Here is a 17560-nt window from a genome sequence, read left to right on the forward strand (position 1 = left end):
ATCACCTGAGCCAGGGTGCGCTTTGCAGCCACGGTCACCCTGGTTCCCATCACCCTGCCAGCCAAAATCGTTCCATAACTGCTCACAAAGCCACCACTCGAGCGGTTGCGCGTTTTACAGCCGCCGCCACCCACGTATAATGCGCCTTCATCAACATTGCCGAAGGCCCCCGTCATGAGCAAAAAAAACAGTAAAAACAAAGCCGGGTCCAGCACCATTGCACTCAACAGAGGCGCCCGCCACGAGTACTTCATCGAAGAGCGCGTGGAAGCCGGTCTGTCCCTGCAAGGGTGGGAAGTCAAGTCCCTGCGGGCGGGCAAGGCCAACATCAGCGAAGCCTATGTCATCTTCCTGCAGGGCGAGGCCTTCCTGTTCGGCTCCACCTTCCTGCCGCTGAATGCCGCCTCCAGCCACGTGGTGTGTGACCCGACCCGCACCCGCAAACTGCTGCTGAGCCGTCGTGAACTCGACAAGCTGGAGAGCCTGACCGCCCGCCAGGGCTACACCATAGTGCCGCTGGCGCTGTACTGGAAAGAGTGCTGGGTCAAGGTCGAGATCGGCCTGGTGAAGGGCAAGAAAGAACACGACAAGCGGGAAGACACCAAGGCCCGCGAATGGGATAGAGAAAAAGCCCGCATCATGAAGAACAAGAACCGCGGCTGATGGCGAGTCGCGGGTGCCCGCGCGGCGCCCAATAAACCAGCAATCGACCGGCCTTGGCCGGTCGATTGCCATCAACGCCTTGCCATGACAGGATTTTTGCGTACAATCGCTTTTGACAACTTGGGGCTGATTCTGGATTCGACAAGATTCACGAAACCCAAGGTGCATGCCGAGGTGCGGTAGGCCTCGTTAACAAACCGCAAAAAAATAGTCGCAAACGACGAAAACTACGCACTCGCAGCTTAATAACCTGCGCTGAGCCCTTCTACCCTAGCTTGCCTGTGTCCTAGGGAATCGGAAGGTCATCCTTCACAGGATCGTGTGGAAGTCCTGCTCGGGGCGGAAGCATTAAAACCAATCGAGCTAGTCAATGCGTGGCGTGTCTCTCCGCAGCGTGTTGGCGAATGTAAAGAGTGACTAAGCATGTAGTACCGAGGATGTAGTAATTTTGGACGGGGGTTCAAATCCCCCCAGCTCCACCAAACAATGTTCCGGCCGGGAACGAAGAAGTACAGAAACCCGCACAGCGTAAGGCTTTGCGGGTTTTTTGTTGTCCGAAAAAGTCCGAGGGAGTCGCCAGGAGCCAGCTTGTTTAGTACCATTATGAGTACCACAAGGGCTGAAGTACTAAATTCAGTGGTACTAAGAGATAAGATGAACAAGAAGACGCGCGAGACGTGTAGCCCGCCGCGAAAAATGAAAAACCATTCCGGGTAAAACGACAAACAGAGCTCAGGCCACATTTATCAAACTTGGCGGATTCAGAATCACCGAGTTTGAAAGACGTTTAACAGGGGGTTAAACCTCGATTTCATAGGTGGGTAGGCCCGATGCAGAGCCCACTATCGTACCCGCTTGGTAAAATGCCTTCTGGCCAATGGCCACCCCTCCCCTCGCTACCACCACGCCACCACCCAACGCCTCCAACGTGGTGCTAGTACCGGACGTCGCCGTGACGGTACCGACCAGCAGTGGGTCGGCGCTGGGCACCAGCTCCATGAATCGCTTAAACAGGTTCATACAAAACGCTCCACGCTCAGTTGCTGGCGCACCGTCATGGCCCTGTTCTGCAGCGCAGCAGAGACCCTGACGCCCCGGTTGTAGCCCTTCCTGCCATCCACCGCGAGCAGCGCCCCCGGCAGGATGAGACCCGTATCTGCCGACAGTGGCAGCTCGATGGTCTGGGTGCGCCTCGGCAGGGTCTTGGCCAGGGCTACTACGCCCTGGGCTCGGGCCGCCAACACATCGCACACCAGCGGGTGGGTGATGGTCGGCGCCTGCCGCTCGCCCGCCGTACCCTGCCGCAGCACCCGCGCACTGATGCCCTGATGGCCACCGCTGACCCATATCCCGTTGGCTGCCTGCCCCGGTTGGAAGTCACTGCCTAGCGTCGTGATGATGGCGCGGGGGATGGCCACATCGGCCAGGGCAGTATCGAGCAGCCAAGGCACGGTCGGATACCGTGATCCGCTCGGTCATATCAACGACCAGAGCGCGAATGCTGCCCTTAAGCGACTGGGCTACGGCGAGCGACTTGTGGCCCACGGCTTGCGCTCGCTAGGCAGTATCCTTCTGACTTTTCAAATAGTCCAATTCTTGGGGTATGTTCACCTGTTCTTGTGGGCTTGTGGAGGCAAGGAACTTTACAAACCATTGGTTACCCACCTTGGGATCCAGATCCCCCTTGCTGCTGACTCGCTGATGATGGCTATTCAGAACAACATCGTGGCCGCTCACCTGGAAAACGCCGGGGCGCAGCAGGGGCAGGCCTATGCCTTGCTGATGCTGCGGCACATGGTGGTGAACGGTGATGATCACTCCCTGGCCCATGAGCTGCGAGGCCACCATGAGCGCCGGCACCACATCGATACTCAATCACCTAAACGGCGAAATGGGTACTCCGCCTGTGAGTACCCTTGGTAGGACAGCCAAGAGTCATGACGAAACCAGCGAATCCCAAGCACCAGCCAGCAGACACCAAGAGGCACCCAGTGCGGCACCCTTTTATCTGATTCCCCCATACGTAGGACTTTTTGAAAAGTCTCTCTACCTTGCCTACCTAAGGCTCTCAAAGCCTTGCTGTATAAGGGATATAGAGAGGTAGACAGTAATTATTTACTCTCTACCCACTGTCTACCCTCTCTACCTCTTTTCATTCTTTCATCTTTGTTTGACGCTTGTTCCATCAATGCTTGCTCTACTCCAGTCGATGTGAGCCGCTTGGTGTAACTCGGTCAGCAAGGCTTCATGAAGGCGTCGCCAGCATGTCATGCCGCCTATGTTGGGGTTGGCATCATTCGAATCAACTCGGTTTTGTTAGCGGCTCTAAACAACCTGACAATGCCGGACGACGGTGGCAACTGAGTGTGCAATCCGGATATGGCACAGGGCGGGGCAGCCCATACCGGAGGTTGCTACACTGGCTGGAGAGATTCGTATGGACACACAGACAAGGATATGGACGATGAGAGAGACTCCCAGCGCCCTTGCGGCACGGCTGCCCCCCAAAAAACCCAGCCCGGGGCATCTGCACGCCGATTTGGATACCTGGCGGCAGCAGTTTTTTCGGGCGCTGCCCGACGCGCGGTGCCTCGAGACCCTGTTCGATCGGGCCCCGGACATTGTCTTCTCCATCAAGGACAGGGCTGGCCGCTATGTGAGCATCAGCGAGTCCTGTACTGAGCGCTGTGGCCTGGCGAGCCGGCATGACGCCATCGGCAAGACGGCCCACGAGATCTTCCCGCCCCACATGGCCGTGCGCTACCAGGCCCAGGACCTGCGTCTGTTCGACACCGGTGAGCCCGTAGTGGACAATCTCGATCTGACCCTGTTTAACGACCGCAGCCCCGGCTGGTGCCTGACCAACAAGGAGCCGCTGCGCGACTCCGGTGGCGCCATCATAGGCCTGGTATGCATGTCACGCGATCTGCACGAGCCGAGCCGGGCCGGATTCATCGACGCTCGCTTCGTCGAGGCGGTCGATCACATCCTGACCCATTATCCCGCCCCCTTGCGCATTGAATCGCTGGCACGACGGGCCGGAGTATCGGTCGCCCAGTTTGAGCGGCGCATGAAGCGAATCTTCCAGCTCTCCGCCGGCCAGTTCATCACCAAGACTCGCATCGACATCGCGATCAACTGGCTAAAGGGCAGCGATATAGCCATCGCTGACATCGCATTGCGGTGCGGTTTTTGCGATCAGAGCGCCCTGTCGCGGCAGTTTCGTGCCCTGACAGGCCTGTCTCCACGCCAGTACCGGCAGTTGCTGCGCCGGGGGAATTGACGCGCCGCCGGTGCGGCGCGTCGTACCCACCTATTGAGCCAACCCCACACTGAGGCTCAGATCCCGGTAGGGTGCAGCGGCGTCCACCGCTATGTGGTAGTAGGCGCCGCCCTCGGGTGCCTGGATGGTGACTGTCTCGTCGTTGCCGCCATTGGCCGAGCCCTGATCGTAGCTGTCCCGGTTCGGCCAGCCCCGGTGCATGACATAGAGGTTGGCATCGCCACTGCCACCTCGGGTCTGCACCGTCAGCAGTGTCGTCCCCTGGGGCACGAAGACGTAGAAGTAGCGGATGTCGTCCGAAGCGATACCGGTGCGGGCACAGGTCGCGTCGATGAGCTGATCGTCGGGAGAGCCGCAGTCCGGCTCGGGCGGCTGGCCGGCCGTGGTGGCCGTCTGCACCCAGGTGGCGAAGTCATCGTCATGGGTCAGACCCTGCATGGTCGACCAGTAGCCCTCATAGTCGTCGGCGCGAAATCTGGTCACGGTATCGTCCACCCTGTCCCTGTGGTGTTCGAACATGTAGCGCACCGCCATATAGCCCCAGCGGTAGGCGCGGGTCCCATAGTCGTTCATGTCATAGGTGTTGCCGAAGATGGTCGACAGGGGATAGGTGCCGGCCTGGGCCGCCTCGATCGCCTTGGCGTTGTCGTTGCCAAGGGACAGATACTCGGCCAGACCTTCTATCCACCAGACGGTGGGCTGGCTGATGGCACGGGCGAAGTCGCCGGCCATGTTGAAACGGCCATCCAGATAGTGCACATATTCGTGCTCCAGATTCCACACCGAGAACAGGGGGCGCAGCCAGGAGGCCTCGTGGGCGATGAAACGTGCCTGGTTGCCGGGTTGGTCGGGATCACCTTCCAGATACATGCCGCCGTTGTCGGTGGCGATGCCGTAGATGAGGCCAGCGTAGCGGCTGTAGTTGGCGTAGTCGTCGAACACCACCACCTCCAGCGCGTCGTTGACGTCGCCCGGCAGTGGCCGGTTCTGGGTCTTCAGCATGCGGTGGAAGTATTGCTCCTCGTTGGCCAAGGCTGTGCAGCTCTCGGTCAGTTGCTGCTCTGTCATATCCTGGGCTCGGATGCGCAGTGTCGACCCGCACTCGTGGCGGATCGGCAGCACGACGTCGGCCAGCCGCTGCTCGAAGTCACAGGTGCCGTACTCGGCGCAATGGGCATTGTCATAGTATTTCACGGCACTGGCGGCCGCTAACCAGAGATCGGCGCCGGGACCATCCAGACTGCTCTTTACCAGGATCTGCTCGATCCTGGCCCGCGATGCGGCGAAGTGGGCCGGATACTGCATGTAGCGCAGGGCCTCGTTCAGGCTGTCGGTGAGCTGGTAGGCGTAGCTGGTGCCGAGCAGGGCGGCCTGGTTGCCCTGCACGAAGGCGAACAGGGCCTCGGCGTAGCTGCCGTCTCGCTCGGCCAGGGCGCGCCCCTCAGCGCGGTAGTGGGACATGAACAGGACGGTCAGCAGGCCGGTGTAACCCGACCCCACCTCCCAGTGCTTGAGGGCATCGGCGGCATCCGGCTGTCCGTCTCGATTGGTGACACTGGCGATGAGGGGTTTGAGACGCGGCAGGTAATAGGCCTCATCATGGAGATTGGTCATCAGGGTGAAGCTCTCCCCGATAGTGCTGCCCGCGTCCGGATTGGGGATGAATAGGGCCGGGTTGTCCAGCAGTCGATCGAGGCCGACCCGGATCGCGTCGCGCACCGTGAGCGGTGGCTCCGGGTAGAGATCGCGGGCGATGGCGTTGTAATAGCCGGCGCGCAGATAGAGCACCAGATTGGCGAGGCCACGGCCGCTGCCCTGATAGTCGGCGGCGCGCGCCTGCAACCGTCCGGCCACCGCCAGCAGGTTGGCGGTGTCATAGATGCGGGCGCCGTCGTCCGCCGTCAGAGAGAAGAGGCCATAGGTACACGACACCCCGGGCAGACCCTCCAGGTAGTCGGCCAGCGCAGCACCGGATTTGTCGAGGAAGCCGGCCGGATCGCGACAATCGCCCCCCTCGGCCATCAGGCTCTGGGCCTGGACCTGGGCCTGGGCCTGGGCCTGGGCCTGGGCCTGGGCGCGCCAGTCGGGCTCTCGATCGCGCCGGACGTGGGGATCTTGCGCCAGCTCGAGGGCGGCGGGCGGCGGCAGCAGGCGGTGCAGCCGCGGCGCCGGCAGGGTAGTGAGGGACTGGCCGTGCTCGGCGCCGGCCAGATCTGCCGGCACCATGGCGGGCGAGGGCAGGGAGACGGGGGCCTCGGTGGCGGCCAGGGCGGTGGCCCAGCCAGCCAACAACAGACACGCCAGGGGTTTTAGTGCAAGCATAGGACTCTCCATGGTTGGGGTAGATGCCCGTGCCGGTGTAGTCACGCCGCTGGCGCCTCCCTGCGCCGGTCCGGGACACCTAATGTGGCAGAGAGTCCCCACGCCCGTATTGGCATATCCCTGCGCCTTGACGGCGCTATTTGCCAAAAACGCGGCATTGTCAGGTTGTTTAGCCCAGGTCGAGTGATGGAGAGGAATGGAAAATCAAGCAACGAGGTCACTCGCATAATTCCCCCACAGGCTGAAAGCATCAGCTCTGGCGTGGCGGTATGAAACGGCCGAGAGTATGTGGCGATGAGGGCGGAAAAGGGGGGGGGGGGGTTAACCTTTCTAGGTAAAGCGACAAACAGAGCTCAGGCCACATTTATCAAATGTGGCGGATCAAGAACCACCGAGTTTGGTAGACATTTAACTGAGTGTTAAACCTCGATTTCATAAGTGGTTGCGGCGCCATTCCCTGGCCATCGATGGTGTTTATCAGGTGGCCATTACCTACGCCGGCCAGTGTCATAGTTCCCCCGACACTGTCCACGAGGCGATGACATTTCGGCCACGATTTTAGAAGCGACTCGTAGACAACTCCCAGCGTGGATGGTGCTCCCCAGACCAAACTCTGGCCGTATCGATAGCTGTCACTCCTCGCCCATTCCAAAGCCCATTCCCCCCATTGAACTCTCATGCTGGTTGCATACGCTGCACTCAACTTCGCGAGTTGATCCGATGGCAACGGTGACCTCTGTTTCCTTGATGAAGCGCTTGCCTCCTCTCGTCATTTCACTGTCGATCTGCCTCACCATGCTATCGTTAACATGGTGAATTGAAATGGAATTTCATGATGAGCAATGGAGCACGGCAAGGCCGAATGGCCACGACGTTGGCAGCGTTGGGCGTGGTTTACGGTGACATAGGTACCAGTCCGCTCTACGCCTTGAAGCAGAGTTTTGCCGGGCATATGGGGTTGCAGCCAGGTAAGGAGGAGATCTACTCGATAGTGTCTCTCTTCTTCTGGACCATCATGATTGTCGTTTCGCTCAAATACGTGCTGCTGGTACTGCGGGCCGACAACAAGGGCGAGGGAGGCATACTGACCCTGGCCTCCCTCGCCGCCCGTCGCCTCTCTTCACGCACACGTGCGGTGGTGATGTTGTTGGGACTGGCCGGGGTGGGGTTGTTCGTCGGGGATGCGGTGATCACCCCGGCTATTTCCGTGCTCTCCGCCGTGGAGGGGTTACAGATAGTGGCCCCGAACCTGGCTCCCTTTGTCTTCCCTATCGTGCTGGTGGTGCTGATCGTGCTGTTTGGTGTCCAGCACTATGGAACGGCCGGGATTGGCCGTTGGTTTGGCCCCATCATGCTGATCTGGTTCGCTACCCTGGCGCTGCTCGGCCTGCTCGAAATAGCGCAGACCCCCGCCATCCTGAGGGCCATCAACCCGCTCTATGCGGTTGACTTCCTGCTCACGAATCCGGGAACTGCGTTTGTTGTGCTGGGTGCGGTCGTGTTGTGCGTGACGGGCGCCGAGGCACTTTATGCAGACATGGGGCACTTTGGGCGCGGGGCGATCCAGCTGGCGTGGGGCAGCCTGGTGATGCCGGCCCTGTTGCTCAACTATTTCGGTCAAGGCGCGTTATTGCTGCGTCACCCCGAGGCCATCGAGAACCCTTTCTATCTGCTGGCTCCTTCCTGGATGACCTTGCCACTGATTGTACTGGCCACCATGGCGACCGTTATCGCCTCTCAGGCGGTCATCTCCGGTCTCTATTCCGTGGTACGGCAGGCTATCTTGCTCGGATTTCTGCCACGCCAGGAGATCCGCTACACCTCTGCGCACGAGAAGGGCCAGATCTATCTACCCTTGGTCAACTGGCTGCTGTTGGGGGGGATAGTGCTGGTGATCTTCTGGTTCAAGAGTTCAAGCAATCTGGCTGCCGCTTATGGCATCGCCGTGACCGGCACCATGGTCATCACCACGCTGTTGCTGATGGTTGTGGCGCTCCATCGCTGGAAACAACCCCTCTGGCTGATCGGTTTGGTGGGCACCCCGCTACTGCTGCTGGATCTGGCCTTTTTCGCAGCCAACACCACCAAGTTTTTCTCTGGCGGCTGGTTGCCCGTGTTGTTTGCCTTGCTGACCATAGTGGTGATGACCACCTGGAAGCGTGGGCGCGAACTGGTGCTCGACAAGCTCGAGAACAAGTCGCTGGCACTGCAGCCTTTCGTCGATGATATGCAGCTTCACCCTCCCCTGCGGGTACCGGGTACCGCGGTATTTCTTTCCAAGTCGATCAAGGTTGCCCCCCATGCCATTTTGCATAACCTCAAACACAACAAGGTGTTGCATGAACGGGTGATCTTCCTGACCGTAAGGGTAAAGGATGAGCCCTGGTTGCCCATGGAGGAGCGACTGGAGTTGACCCAGATAGGAGCAGGGTTCTGGCAGGTGGTGGCCAACTTTGGTTACCAGGAGACCCCGTCAATGGCGGAAATATTCCAGGCTTGCGCCGAGCATAAACTGATAGTGAAGCTCAACAACACCTCCTTCTTTCTCTCCTACGAGTACCTCATCAGCACCGATTTACCGGGTATGGTGCGCTGGCGTGAAGGGCTGTTTATCTGGATGAATCGCAACTCCTCCCGGGCAACCGATTTCTTCCAGATCCCGACCAACAGGGTAGTGGAACTTGGCATGCAGCTTGAGCTGTAGATGCGTGTTCAGCAGCATTCGCCCATGCAAGAGGGGCATGACCTCATGCCGCCTCGACCCATACCACAGGCCTGCTCGGCTAGCGCCTTGAACCACTTGGCAGTGAGCTCGGAGACAGGGTTCAGGTCGAGCCAGCCCCAGAGATTCATAGTCATCAGCGAAGAGAGCCTGATTGTGCTCCATGGCTCCCTTATCAAACACGAAAAATGGGGCGCCGATTAGAGCGCAGGCTATTTAATGCACGCATTTTTGTGCACATAATGATTCCTTGGATATCGGATAGTGGGGAGCGCATGGAACGATACCTCCCCGTTAATCCCATCACCACAACCTCTCAAGGAGGGGATAATGGGTCGAGGTTACTATCGGCGCAGACGCGGTTCACTGGTCGGCGATACCGCCAGCGCCATGCTGCGTATCAGTTGGCAAGGGGCGCTGCTGATCGGGATTGCAGGGTCTATTATCTTCTCCCTGTTACTCCCTTGGTTCTTGCAGAGCATCCTGGCATCGCAACAATCCCAGGCCGGCCCCACTGGGGCATTTGATCTCGCCACTGTGCTGGAGCAGGTGATTGAGCATCGTCAGCACTGGGCTGAACGTCTTGGGGAGGTTTTCCTCTGGCTGGGCATTCTGGTGGCCGGTCTGAAATTGCTGGCCGGTAATCTGGAGAGCTGTCGTCACCAGCCTGGCCTGCCGGGCTTTCTGGCGCGTTTACTGGCACGATGGAGTGACTAGGATTCAGCTAGTACCGTTTCGGCCCAACAGATCAAATCCAAACTTATCAGACGGTTGATCGGAACAAATAAGAAAGGTATTTCAGAGTTGGTCGGGGAGCGCAGCGGACAAATGACAACCCTCTGGATAAGTAGCTGTGCCCTGTACTGCAGGCGATTCACCCTGGATATCCACCCAGAATATTGACCTGTTTCCCTCTGGTTTAGCGAGACTCACGATCAGTTGCGGGATGTGACGACGGCATTATTTGCCTGACTCAAGAGAACAAAGAGAAACCCGGGATCTTGTTTGAAACTGGCGCTCTGGCCAAGGACCTCCCCAACTCTCGGGTCTGCTCGCCGATGCAAGTCCGGCCACTTTTCAGGCAAAGAGCCAGGATCTGGGGTCAGTGAGGGAGTCGGCAGAGGGCTCCGAGCGACCATCATCCCCCTGGAGCCGGGTGCCGGAGCACCGCCGAGATCCCATTTTTGCCCCGCGGCTTTGGTAAAGGCCGGCGGTTGGCGCTATCTTGTTGCCCCCATGTCATGAGCCCCGAGAACCGATGAAGATCCTCGCCGTCACCGCCTGCCCCACCGGCATAGCCCACACCTACATGGCCGCCGAGGCGCTGCAAAGAGCCGCCGACAAGCTGGGGCTGAAGATCAAGGTTGAGACCCAGGGCGCCATGGGTCTGGAGAACATACTGACCGCCCGGGACATCGCCGGCGCGGACCTGGTGCTGATCGCCTCCGATATCGAGATCGAGCAGAAGGAGCGCTTCCTCGGCTGCCCCCTGCGCCAGGTATCGCTGGAAGCCGTGCTGCTGGATGCGGCCGCCGTGCTCAAGACCCTGACGCCCGGCGCCTGAATGCTCCGCCGCGAACTCACCTTCTGCTGCCGTCAGGGCCTGACCATAGCCCAGGGCAAGCAGCTGAGTCGACTGGCCGGGCTGTTCAAGTCCCAGATCGGCTTCATCAATATCAGCCGTCGCCAGAGCGTCGGGGCGGACAACCTGCTCGCCCTGCTCACCCTGGGCACCCAGCCCGGTGATCTCTGCCAGCTGCTGATCGAAGGGCTGGATGCCGAGCTCGCCCACATGGCGTTTACCTGCTGGTGCGGCGAGCTGGGTCAGCCCCTTGGCCGTCCGGGATCGGCGGCCCTGGCCGAGCAGCGCCTCGCCGCCGCCCAGCCCGACTACTGCTTCGCGCTCAGTCAGCTCGGCCACGCCACGGCGCCCCTCGACAAGGCCCTGGCGCTGAAGGTGCTGGTGGATCTGCTACCGGCCGAGCTGGTGCGCGACAGGCCTATGCTGGAGCAGGCCATCGCCAGCCGCGAACGGCTCGCCGCGACCATCATACGGCCCGGCCTCGCCATGCCCCATGTGATCTGCCCCGCCATCCGCCAGCCCGCCCTCTCGCTGCTCCACTGCGCCGAGCCCATCGAATGGGGCTCAACCCTGGGCCCGGTGCAGACCCTGCTGCTGCTGGCGATCCCGGCCGGGTTTCCCCCCGAGCAGTTGCGCCCCCTCACCCGGCTGGCCCGCGCTATGATGGACGAGGTGGTCAGCATGGCGCTGCAGCACGCCAGCACGGCCCTCGCCCGTCAGGCCATCGTCATCGAGAGCCTGCTGAGCTGAGTTAAGGTTCCCCGCCTGCCCACCGCCGTTCATCTCCCAGTCGCCCCCCTGTGATACACTGCCGCATCCCTTGCTGTTGGTGTGCATTCGATGAAATCTGCCCGTCCCCGTCTCTCCCTCTCCGGCCGCCCGGCTGCCGCAGACCGCCCCCTCAATGCACGCTCACGCATTGGCAACCCTGCCGAGCAAAAGCCGGTGCTGGCGCCAGCCGATCGCAAGTTGCTGCTGCTGAACAAGCCCTACATGGTGCTGTGCCAGTTCACCGACGAGGCGGGACGGGAGACCCTCAAGGATTACATCAAGGAGCCCGGCATCTATGCCGCCGGCAGGCTGGACCGCGACAGCGAGGGGCTCTTGCTGCTCACCAACGACGGCAAGCTGCAGGCGCGCCTCACCCAGCCGGGGGAGAAGACCCCCAAGACCTACTGGGTGCAGGTGGAAGGCGTGCCGAGCGAGGAGGCACTGGCGGCCCTGCGCGCCGGGGTCGAGCTCAACGACGGCATGACCCTGCCCGCCGGGGCGCGGATCATGGACGAGCCCGAGCTGTGGCCACGCAATCCGCCGATCCGCGAGCGCAAGGAGATCCCCACCCGCTGGCTCGAGATCAAGATAGTGGAGGGGCGCAACCGCCAGGTGCGGCGCATGACCGCCCATATCGGCCATCCCACCCTGCGCCTCATCCGCTACGCCATCGGTGACTGGACCCTCGATGGCCTGGCCCCCGGGCAGAGCCACAGCCTGCCCGCCCCCGAGCTGGCGGCAGCTTCCCGCACCAGCAGCCGATCCCGCCAGCCCGAACGGGAGCGCGCGGGCGCGGCGACACGCCAGACCGGCGCCAAGGCGCGCTCCCCTGGGCAAACTACATCCGAACGCAGCGCCCAACCTGCCGCACAGACGGCCGAACACAATGGCGGCCAACCCCGCGGCACGAGCCGGGGCACGGCCCGCCGCCCTGCGCGAGCGCCTCAAGACAAGGAGTCATCATGATCGAACATCCCCCCATGCCGGCCAGATTGACGGTCGCCGCCCTGGTGCACTGGCAGGGCCGCTTCCTGCTGGTGGAAGAGGAGATCGCGGGCCAGCGCCGCTTCAACCAGCCCGCCGGCCATGTGGAACCGGGCGAGAACCTGATCGAGGCCGCCTGCCGCGAGCTGAAAGAGGAGACCGGGCTCTGCGCCCGTCCCAACGCCTGGCTGGGGGTCTATCTGTTCAAACCGGCGGACAGCGAGGCCACCTTTGTGCGCACCGCCCTGGTGTTCGACCTTGAAAAGGCGCCGGGTCAGCACCATCCAGAGGATCCTGACGGTGATGTGCTGGCCTGCCACTGGCTCACCCTGGACGAGATCGCCGAATGCAAGCCCGCCCTGCGCAGCCCTCTGGTGTGGCAGTGCATCCAGGATTATCTGGGGGGCACCCGCTTGCCACTGTCGGCCCTCAAGGCCTTTATTTGAGAACCTGCCCACGATCTTACTGCGAGGCCGTGATCAAGGCTCATGTGCGGCTCGGAATCCTCATGTGTATTTACACACTCCGGTTCCTGCGCTGCTCTTTACCTTGCTGACGGCCTCTCGTGACAGATCGTGAACAGGCCATCTGAGGTCGTTTGGCACCATTTTTTCATCATGGTGCCGACGAACAGAAAAACGATTTCCTGTCGACCTCCTCTTCATGGGGACGCCGGCATGGATATGTGACCGGGGGCGCGAAATTCTGGTAGAATACGCCCCGTTTAAACGAACTGGTAACTTCGACTAATGACAGACAACAGCCAAATCAAGGTGATCGTCGGCATGTCCGGCGGCGTGGATTCTTCCGTCTCGGCCTACCTGCTCCAGCAGCAGGGTTATCAGGTCGAAGGCTTGTTCATGAAGAACTGGGAAGAAGACGACACGGACGAGTATTGCTCCGCCTCCCAGGATTTGGCTGATGCCAAGGCGGTCTGCGACAAGCTGGGCATGAAGTTGCATACCATCAACTTCGCCGCCGAGTACTGGGACAATGTGTTCGAGCACTTCCTGGCGGAGTACAAGGCAGGGCGCACGCCGAACCCGGATATCCTGTGCAACAAGGAGATCAAGTTCAAGGCGTTCCTCGAATTCGCCGCCGAAGAGTTGGGTGCCACCTACATCGCCACCGGCCACTATGTGCGCCGTGACGACAGCACCGGCCGCCCGCGCCTGCTGCGCGGCCTCGATGGCAACAAGGATCAGAGCTACTTCCTCTACACCCTGAGCGAGCAACAAATCGGTCAGAGCCTGTTCCCGGTCGGGGATCTGGAGAAGCCGGAGGTGCGCCGCATCGCCGAGCAGCTGGATCTCGTCACCGCCAAGAAGAAAGACTCCACCGGCATCTGCTTCATCGGTGAGCGCAAGTTCAAGGACTTCCTTGCCAAGTTCCTGCCCGCCCAGCCCGGCCCCATCGAAACCGTGGACGGCAAGGTGATCGGCGCGCACCAGGGCCTGATGTATCACACCCTGGGCCAGCGCAAGGGGCTCGGCATCGGCGGGCGTAAAGACGCTACCGAAGAGGCCTGGTACGTGGTCGACAAAGAGGTGGAACGCAACACCCTGATCGTGGCGCAGGGCGAGCACCCGCGGCTCTACTCCGACGGCCTCATCGCCAGCCAGCTGCACTGGGTGGATCGCACCCCCATTCGCGCGCCGCGCCGCTGCACCGTCAAGACCCGCTACCGCCAGGAAGATATCCCCTGCCTGATCCAGCCCATCGACGACGAGACCATTCGTGTCATCTTCGATGAGAAACAGGCCGCCGTGACCCCGGGGCAATCCGCCGTCTTCTATGACGGGGAAGAGTGCCTGGGCGGTGGCATCATCGAACAGCGTTTCAGCCATTCGGTTTGAATCCTTAACAGAAGGCAGCAGACGTGAGCGACAAATTCCAAGACAGAACCATGGCTTTCGCCGGCATCTGCCAGGCGGCCTATCTGGTACAAAAAGTGGCCCGTGATGGCAGCTGCGATGAAGCCTCCCTGCGCGAGAGCCTGCAAAGCGTGCTGGTGACCAATCCCAAGCAGCCGCTGGAAGTGTTCGGCAGCCACCTCGCCATCCGCGATGGTTACCGCGCCCTGGTGGAGCAGCTTGGCGCCGATGGCAGCCAGAAGAACGCCGAGCTGACCCGCTACGTGGTGAGCCTGATCGCGCTGGAGCGCAAGCTGGCCAAGCGCAAGGACATCCTCAACATGCTGGGGGAGCGGATCGGCCAGATCGGCCGCCAGCAACAGCATTTCGATCTGCTCGACGAGCAGATCCTGGCCAACATGGCGAGCATCTACAGCGATCTCATCAGCCCCATAGGGCCACGCATCCAGGTGGCGGGCACTCCGCTGTTCCTGCAGCAGCCTCTGGTGCAACACAAGGTGCGCGCCCTGCTGCTGGCGGGCATCCGCGCCGCCGTGCTGTGGCGTCAGCTCGGTGGCAGCCGGACCCAGATCATCTTCGCCCGCAAGAAGATGGTGGAACTGGCCAAACGTTTTTGAGTTTCTAACCCCCACACACATCAGGAGTTCACCCCATGGAGCTGTCCGCGCTGACTGCTGTTTCCCCGATTGACGGTCGTTATGGCGACAAGGCCGATGCCCTGCGTCCCATCTTCTCCGAATTCGGTCTGCTGCGTTTTCGCGTCGAAGTCGAGGTTCGCTGGTTGCAGAAACTGGCAAGCCACGCCGGGATCCCGGAAGTCCCTGCCCTGAGCGCGGCCGCCAACGCCCTGCTCGACGGTATCGTCAACGACTTCAACGAGGCGGACGCCGCCCGCATCAAACAGATCGAGCGCACCACCAACCATGATGTGAAAGCGGTGGAATACTTCCTGAAAGAGAAGGTGGAAGTGAACCCAGAGCTGGCCGCCGTCAGCGAGTTCATCCACTTCGCCTGCACCTCGGAAGACATCAACAACAACTCCCACGGCCTGATGCTGAAGACCGCCCGCGACCAGGTGATCAAGCCTTACTGCGAGAAGCTGATTAGCGAGCTCAAGCGCCTGGCCCATGAGTACCGCGACATGCCGCTGCTGTCACGCACCCACGGCCAGCCCGCCACCCCGAGCACCATGGGCAAGGAGATGGCCAACGTCGCCTACCGCCTTGAGCGCCAGTACAAGCAGATCATGGCGGTGGAGATCCTCGGCAAGATCAACGGCGCGGTCGGCAACTACAACGCCCACGTCAGCGCCTACCCGCTCGTTGACTGGCACCAGTTCTCCGAGCAGTTCGTGACTTCCCTCGGCCTGTCCTGGAACCCCTACACCACCCAGATCGAGCCCCACGACTACATCGCCGAGCTGTTCGATGCCATGGCCCGCTTCAACACCATACTGATCGACTTCGATCGGGACGTGTGGGGCTACATCTCCCTGGGTCACTTCAAACAGCGCACAGTGGCCGGCGAGATCGGCTCCTCCACCATGCCGCACAAGGTCAACCCCATCGACTTCGAGAACTCCGAAGGCAATCTGGGTCTGGCCAACGCCGTGTTCCAGCATCTGGCGAGCAAACTGCCCATCTCCCGCTGGCAGCGTGACCTCACCGACTCGACCGTGCTGCGCAACCTGGGGGTGGCGGTGGGCTATTCCCTGATCGCCTATCAGGCGACCCTGAAGGGGATCTCCAAGCTGGAAGCCAACGCCGGCGCCATGGCCGCCGATCTGGACGCCAACTGGGAAGTGCTGGCCGAGCCCATCCAGACAGTGATGCGCCGCTACGGCATCGAGAAGCCCTACGAGAAGCTCAAGGAGCTGACCCGTGGTCGCCGCGTCGACGCCGAAGGCATGCGTACCTTCATCGACACCCTCGAATTGCCCGAGGAGGTGAAGGTCGAGCTGAAGAAGCTGACCCCGGCCAACTATATCGGTCAGGCCCAGCGTCTGGTGGATCTGCTGAAGTAAGCCGATAGCCTGATACGACAGGGGCCCTGTGATACGCGCAGGGCCCCTGTTATTTTTGACTGCCACACCGTTTGCCAAGCTTTTTGCCATACATAAAGAGGCCTTGCCCAAGGCCGGCAGCTCCCTTGGGCAAGACCTCTCTTAACTTTGTCTGACCTTTTGACGAGAAGAACCATGTACGAACTGAATCTGGATATCGCTCACTTCCTCGAACATTACTGGCAGAAGCGCCCGCTCCTCATCAAGGGCGGCTTCACCGACTTTCAGGATCCCATCAGCCCGGACGAACTGGCGGGTCTGGCCATGGAAGAGACCATAGAATCCCGTCTGGTGACCCGCTTCGACGGCAAGTGGGAGGCGGCCCACGGCCCCTTCGAATCCTACGATCACCTGGGGGAAGAGAACTGGACGGTGCTGGTGCAGGCCTGCAACCACTGGGCCCCCGAGGTGCACGAGCTGGCGCTGCCGTTCCAGTTCATCCCGGGCTGGCGCTTTGACGATGTGATGGTGAGCTTCTCCACCCCTCACGGTGGCGTCGGCCCCCACATCGACAACTACGACGTGTTCATCACCCAGGGCCAGGGCAAGCGCCACTGGCGAGTCGGCGAGGCCAACAGCCTCAACGAGTTCGCCGCCCATGCCGCCCTGCTGCACTGCGAACCGTTCGACGCCATCATCGACGTCATCATGGAGCCGGGCGATATCCTCTACATCCCGCCTGGATTCCCCCACGAGGGCTACGCCATCGAGCCGTCCCTGAACTTCTCGGTGGGCTTCCGCGCGCCGGATGCCAAGGCGCTGATCTCCTCCTTCGCCGATCACCTGATCGACAACGAGGTGCGCACAGAGCGCTACGGCGATGGGGATCTCAAGCCCCGCGCCCATCACGGCGAGATCCAGCCCCACGAGCTGCACCGTCTGCGCGAGCTGATGCAACAGGCGCTGGACGACGAGACCCTGTTCAAGGAGTGGTTTGGCACCATGATCTCCGAGGCCAAGCACGATCTGGACGTCAATCCGGTGGAGCCTGACTACAGCGCCGAGGAAGTGGCCGATCTGCTGACCCAGGGCGAGCCCGCCATCAAGGTGCCGGGCCTGCGCTCGGTCTGGTTCAGCGGCGACAGCCAGCAGTGCTACATCGATGGCGAAGCCTGGACCCTGCCAAGCGAGGACGCCGCCGCCATCTCGCTGCTGTGTGACAAAGACATCATCACCCAGGCCGACATGGTGGAGCTCGCCGATCAGGCTGGCTTCCTGCAACTGCTGACCCGCCTGGTCAACCGTGGTTACTGGTTCTTCGCCTGATTTCGCGACACATGAAAAGCGCCGCAGGTGA

General features: G+C 61.2%; 16 protein-coding genes, 1 other RNA gene and 3 pseudogenes. 14 read left to right on the top strand and 6 right to left on the bottom strand.

Annotation, left to right across the window (positions count from 1 at the left end; all coding sequences use genetic code 11):
* Positions 1-174: 174 nt before the first annotated feature.
* Positions 175-663, top strand: a complete 489-nt coding sequence (smpB, locus tag KW825_RS07605) for an SsrA-binding protein SmpB (protein WP_042652537.1) — start codon at positions 175-177, stop codon at positions 661-663.
* 122 nt (positions 664-785) lie between these two features.
* Positions 786-1145: a transfer-messenger RNA gene (gene ssrA / locus KW825_RS07610) on the top strand.
* Positions 1146-1461: 316 nt separating this feature from the next.
* Here the strand turns inward: ssrA and KW825_RS07615 are convergent.
* Both KW825_RS07615 and KW825_RS07620 read right to left on the bottom strand, forming a co-directional pair.
* Positions 1462-1683, bottom strand: coding sequence for a hypothetical protein (locus KW825_RS07615; RefSeq protein ID WP_218328821.1), 222 nt, complete (start codon positions 1681-1683; stop codon positions 1462-1464).
* Positions 1680-2114 (bottom strand): hypothetical protein, encoded by a 435-nt coding sequence (locus KW825_RS07620; RefSeq protein ID WP_256353803.1) that lies wholly within the window; start codon positions 2112-2114, stop codon positions 1680-1682. Before KW825_RS07620 ends, KW825_RS07615 begins: the two co-directional genes overlap by 4 nt.
* Positions 2115-2118: 4 nt before the next feature.
* On the opposite strand from KW825_RS07620, the pseudogene KW825_RS20735 reads away from it, so the two are divergent.
* A pseudogene (locus KW825_RS20735) lies at positions 2119-2247 on the top strand (integrase); the annotation flags it as partial.
* Here the strand turns inward: KW825_RS20735 and KW825_RS07625 are convergent.
* Positions 2221-2538 carry a hypothetical protein gene (locus KW825_RS07625; RefSeq protein ID WP_218328822.1) on the bottom strand — a complete coding sequence of 106 codons (318 nt, stop codon included), beginning with the start codon at positions 2536-2538 and terminating at the stop codon, positions 2221-2223. The pseudogene KW825_RS20735 and the gene KW825_RS07625 overlap by 27 nt on opposite strands.
* Positions 2539-2835: 297 nt before the next feature.
* A pseudogene (locus KW825_RS20740) lies at positions 2836-2937 on the bottom strand (IS5/IS1182 family transposase); the annotation flags it as partial.
* Between the two features lie 190 nt (positions 2938-3127).
* On the opposite strand from KW825_RS20740, the gene KW825_RS07630 reads away from it, so the two are divergent.
* The gene (locus tag KW825_RS07630; RefSeq protein ID WP_218328823.1) at positions 3128-3946 is read left to right on the top strand and encodes an AraC family transcriptional regulator; all 819 of its coding nucleotides are present in this window, start codon (positions 3128-3130) and stop codon (positions 3944-3946) included.
* Between the two features lie 30 nt (positions 3947-3976).
* Here the strand turns inward: KW825_RS07630 and KW825_RS07635 are convergent, their stop codons facing one another.
* Both KW825_RS07635 and KW825_RS20540 read right to left on the bottom strand, forming a co-directional pair.
* On the bottom strand, positions 3977-6268 hold the full coding sequence (locus KW825_RS07635; protein WP_218328824.1) for a M9 family metallopeptidase: 2292 nt from the start codon (positions 6266-6268) through the stop codon (positions 3977-3979).
* A gap of 204 nt (positions 6269-6472) precedes the next feature.
* A pseudogene (locus KW825_RS20540) lies at positions 6473-6577 on the bottom strand (IS6 family transposase); the annotation flags it as partial.
* 526 nt (positions 6578-7103) lie between these two features.
* Here KW825_RS20540 and KW825_RS07640 point away from each other — a divergent pair.
* The 10 genes from KW825_RS07640 to KW825_RS07685 all read left to right on the top strand — a co-directional run bounded on the left by KW825_RS07640 (position 7104) and on the right by KW825_RS07685 (position 17529).
* Positions 7104-8972 carry a potassium transporter Kup gene (locus tag KW825_RS07640; RefSeq protein ID WP_218328825.1) on the top strand — a complete coding sequence of 623 codons (1869 nt, stop codon included), beginning with the start codon at positions 7104-7106 and terminating at the stop codon, positions 8970-8972.
* A 348-nt stretch (positions 8973-9320) separates the two neighbouring features.
* Positions 9321-9707 carry a hypothetical protein gene (locus KW825_RS07645; RefSeq protein WP_218328826.1) on the top strand — a complete coding sequence of 129 codons (387 nt, stop codon included), beginning with the start codon at positions 9321-9323 and terminating at the stop codon, positions 9705-9707.
* 541 nt (positions 9708-10248) lie between these two features.
* On the top strand, positions 10249-10554 hold the full coding sequence (locus KW825_RS07650) for a PTS fructose transporter subunit IIB (protein WP_218328827.1): 306 nt from the start codon (positions 10249-10251) through the stop codon (positions 10552-10554).
* Positions 10555-11322, top strand: a complete 768-nt coding sequence (locus KW825_RS07655; RefSeq protein WP_218328828.1) for a PTS sugar transporter subunit IIA — start codon at positions 10555-10557, stop codon at positions 11320-11322.
* 90 nt (positions 11323-11412) lie between these two features.
* Positions 11413-12309, top strand: a complete 897-nt coding sequence (locus KW825_RS07660; protein ID WP_218328829.1) for a pseudouridine synthase — start codon at positions 11413-11415, stop codon at positions 12307-12309.
* A complete protein-coding gene (locus KW825_RS07665; RefSeq protein WP_042653879.1) occupies positions 12306-12773 on the top strand; it encodes an NUDIX hydrolase in 468 nt (155 codons plus the stop codon). The genes KW825_RS07660 and KW825_RS07665 overlap by 4 nt, the downstream gene beginning before the upstream one ends.
* A gap of 303 nt (positions 12774-13076) precedes the next feature.
* A complete protein-coding gene (mnmA, locus tag KW825_RS07670; protein ID WP_218328830.1) occupies positions 13077-14183 on the top strand; it encodes a tRNA 2-thiouridine(34) synthase MnmA in 1107 nt (368 codons plus the stop codon).
* A gap of 23 nt (positions 14184-14206) precedes the next feature.
* Complete coding sequence (gene hflD, locus KW825_RS07675) at positions 14207-14818, top strand: high frequency lysogenization protein HflD (protein ID WP_042653881.1); 612 nt, start codon at positions 14207-14209, stop codon at positions 14816-14818.
* Positions 14819-14853: 35 nt separating this feature from the next.
* A complete protein-coding gene (purB, locus tag KW825_RS07680) occupies positions 14854-16224 on the top strand; it encodes an adenylosuccinate lyase (protein ID WP_218328831.1) in 1371 nt (456 codons plus the stop codon).
* Positions 16225-16398: 174 nt separating this feature from the next.
* The gene (locus KW825_RS07685; protein WP_218328832.1) at positions 16399-17529 is read left to right on the top strand and encodes a cupin domain-containing protein; all 1131 of its coding nucleotides are present in this window, start codon (positions 16399-16401) and stop codon (positions 17527-17529) included.
* The last annotated feature ends 31 nt before the right edge of the window (positions 17530-17560 follow it).

This window comes from Aeromonas sp. sif2433 (assembly GCF_019218705.1).
GTDB classification, from domain to species: Bacteria; Pseudomonadota; Gammaproteobacteria; order Enterobacterales; family Aeromonadaceae; genus Aeromonas; species Aeromonas encheleia.

Coding starts and splice junctions, on each gene's coding strand:
- smpB (WP_042652537.1), top strand. CDS start 175: ATGAGCAAAAAAAACAGTAAAAACAAAGCCGGGTCCAGCACCATTGCA.
- KW825_RS07615 (WP_218328821.1), bottom strand. CDS start 1,683: ATGAACCTGTTTAAGCGATTCATGGAGCTGGTGCCCAGCGCCGACCCA.
- KW825_RS07630 (WP_218328823.1), top strand. CDS start 3,128: ATGAGAGAGACTCCCAGCGCCCTTGCGGCACGGCTGCCCCCCAAAAAA.
- KW825_RS07635 (WP_218328824.1), bottom strand. CDS start 6,268: ATGCTTGCACTAAAACCCCTGGCGTGTCTGTTGTTGGCTGGCTGGGCC.
- KW825_RS07640 (WP_218328825.1), top strand. CDS start 7,104: ATGAGCAATGGAGCACGGCAAGGCCGAATGGCCACGACGTTGGCAGCG.
- KW825_RS07645 (WP_218328826.1), top strand. CDS start 9,321: ATGGGTCGAGGTTACTATCGGCGCAGACGCGGTTCACTGGTCGGCGAT.
- KW825_RS07650 (WP_218328827.1), top strand. CDS start 10,249: ATGAAGATCCTCGCCGTCACCGCCTGCCCCACCGGCATAGCCCACACC.
- KW825_RS07655 (WP_218328828.1), top strand. CDS start 10,555: ATGCTCCGCCGCGAACTCACCTTCTGCTGCCGTCAGGGCCTGACCATA.
- KW825_RS07660 (WP_218328829.1), top strand. CDS start 11,413: ATGAAATCTGCCCGTCCCCGTCTCTCCCTCTCCGGCCGCCCGGCTGCC.
- KW825_RS07665 (WP_042653879.1), top strand. CDS start 12,306: ATGATCGAACATCCCCCCATGCCGGCCAGATTGACGGTCGCCGCCCTG.
- mnmA (WP_218328830.1), top strand. CDS start 13,077: ATGACAGACAACAGCCAAATCAAGGTGATCGTCGGCATGTCCGGCGGC.
- purB (WP_218328831.1), top strand. CDS start 14,854: ATGGAGCTGTCCGCGCTGACTGCTGTTTCCCCGATTGACGGTCGTTAT.
- KW825_RS07685 (WP_218328832.1), top strand. CDS start 16,399: ATGTACGAACTGAATCTGGATATCGCTCACTTCCTCGAACATTACTGG.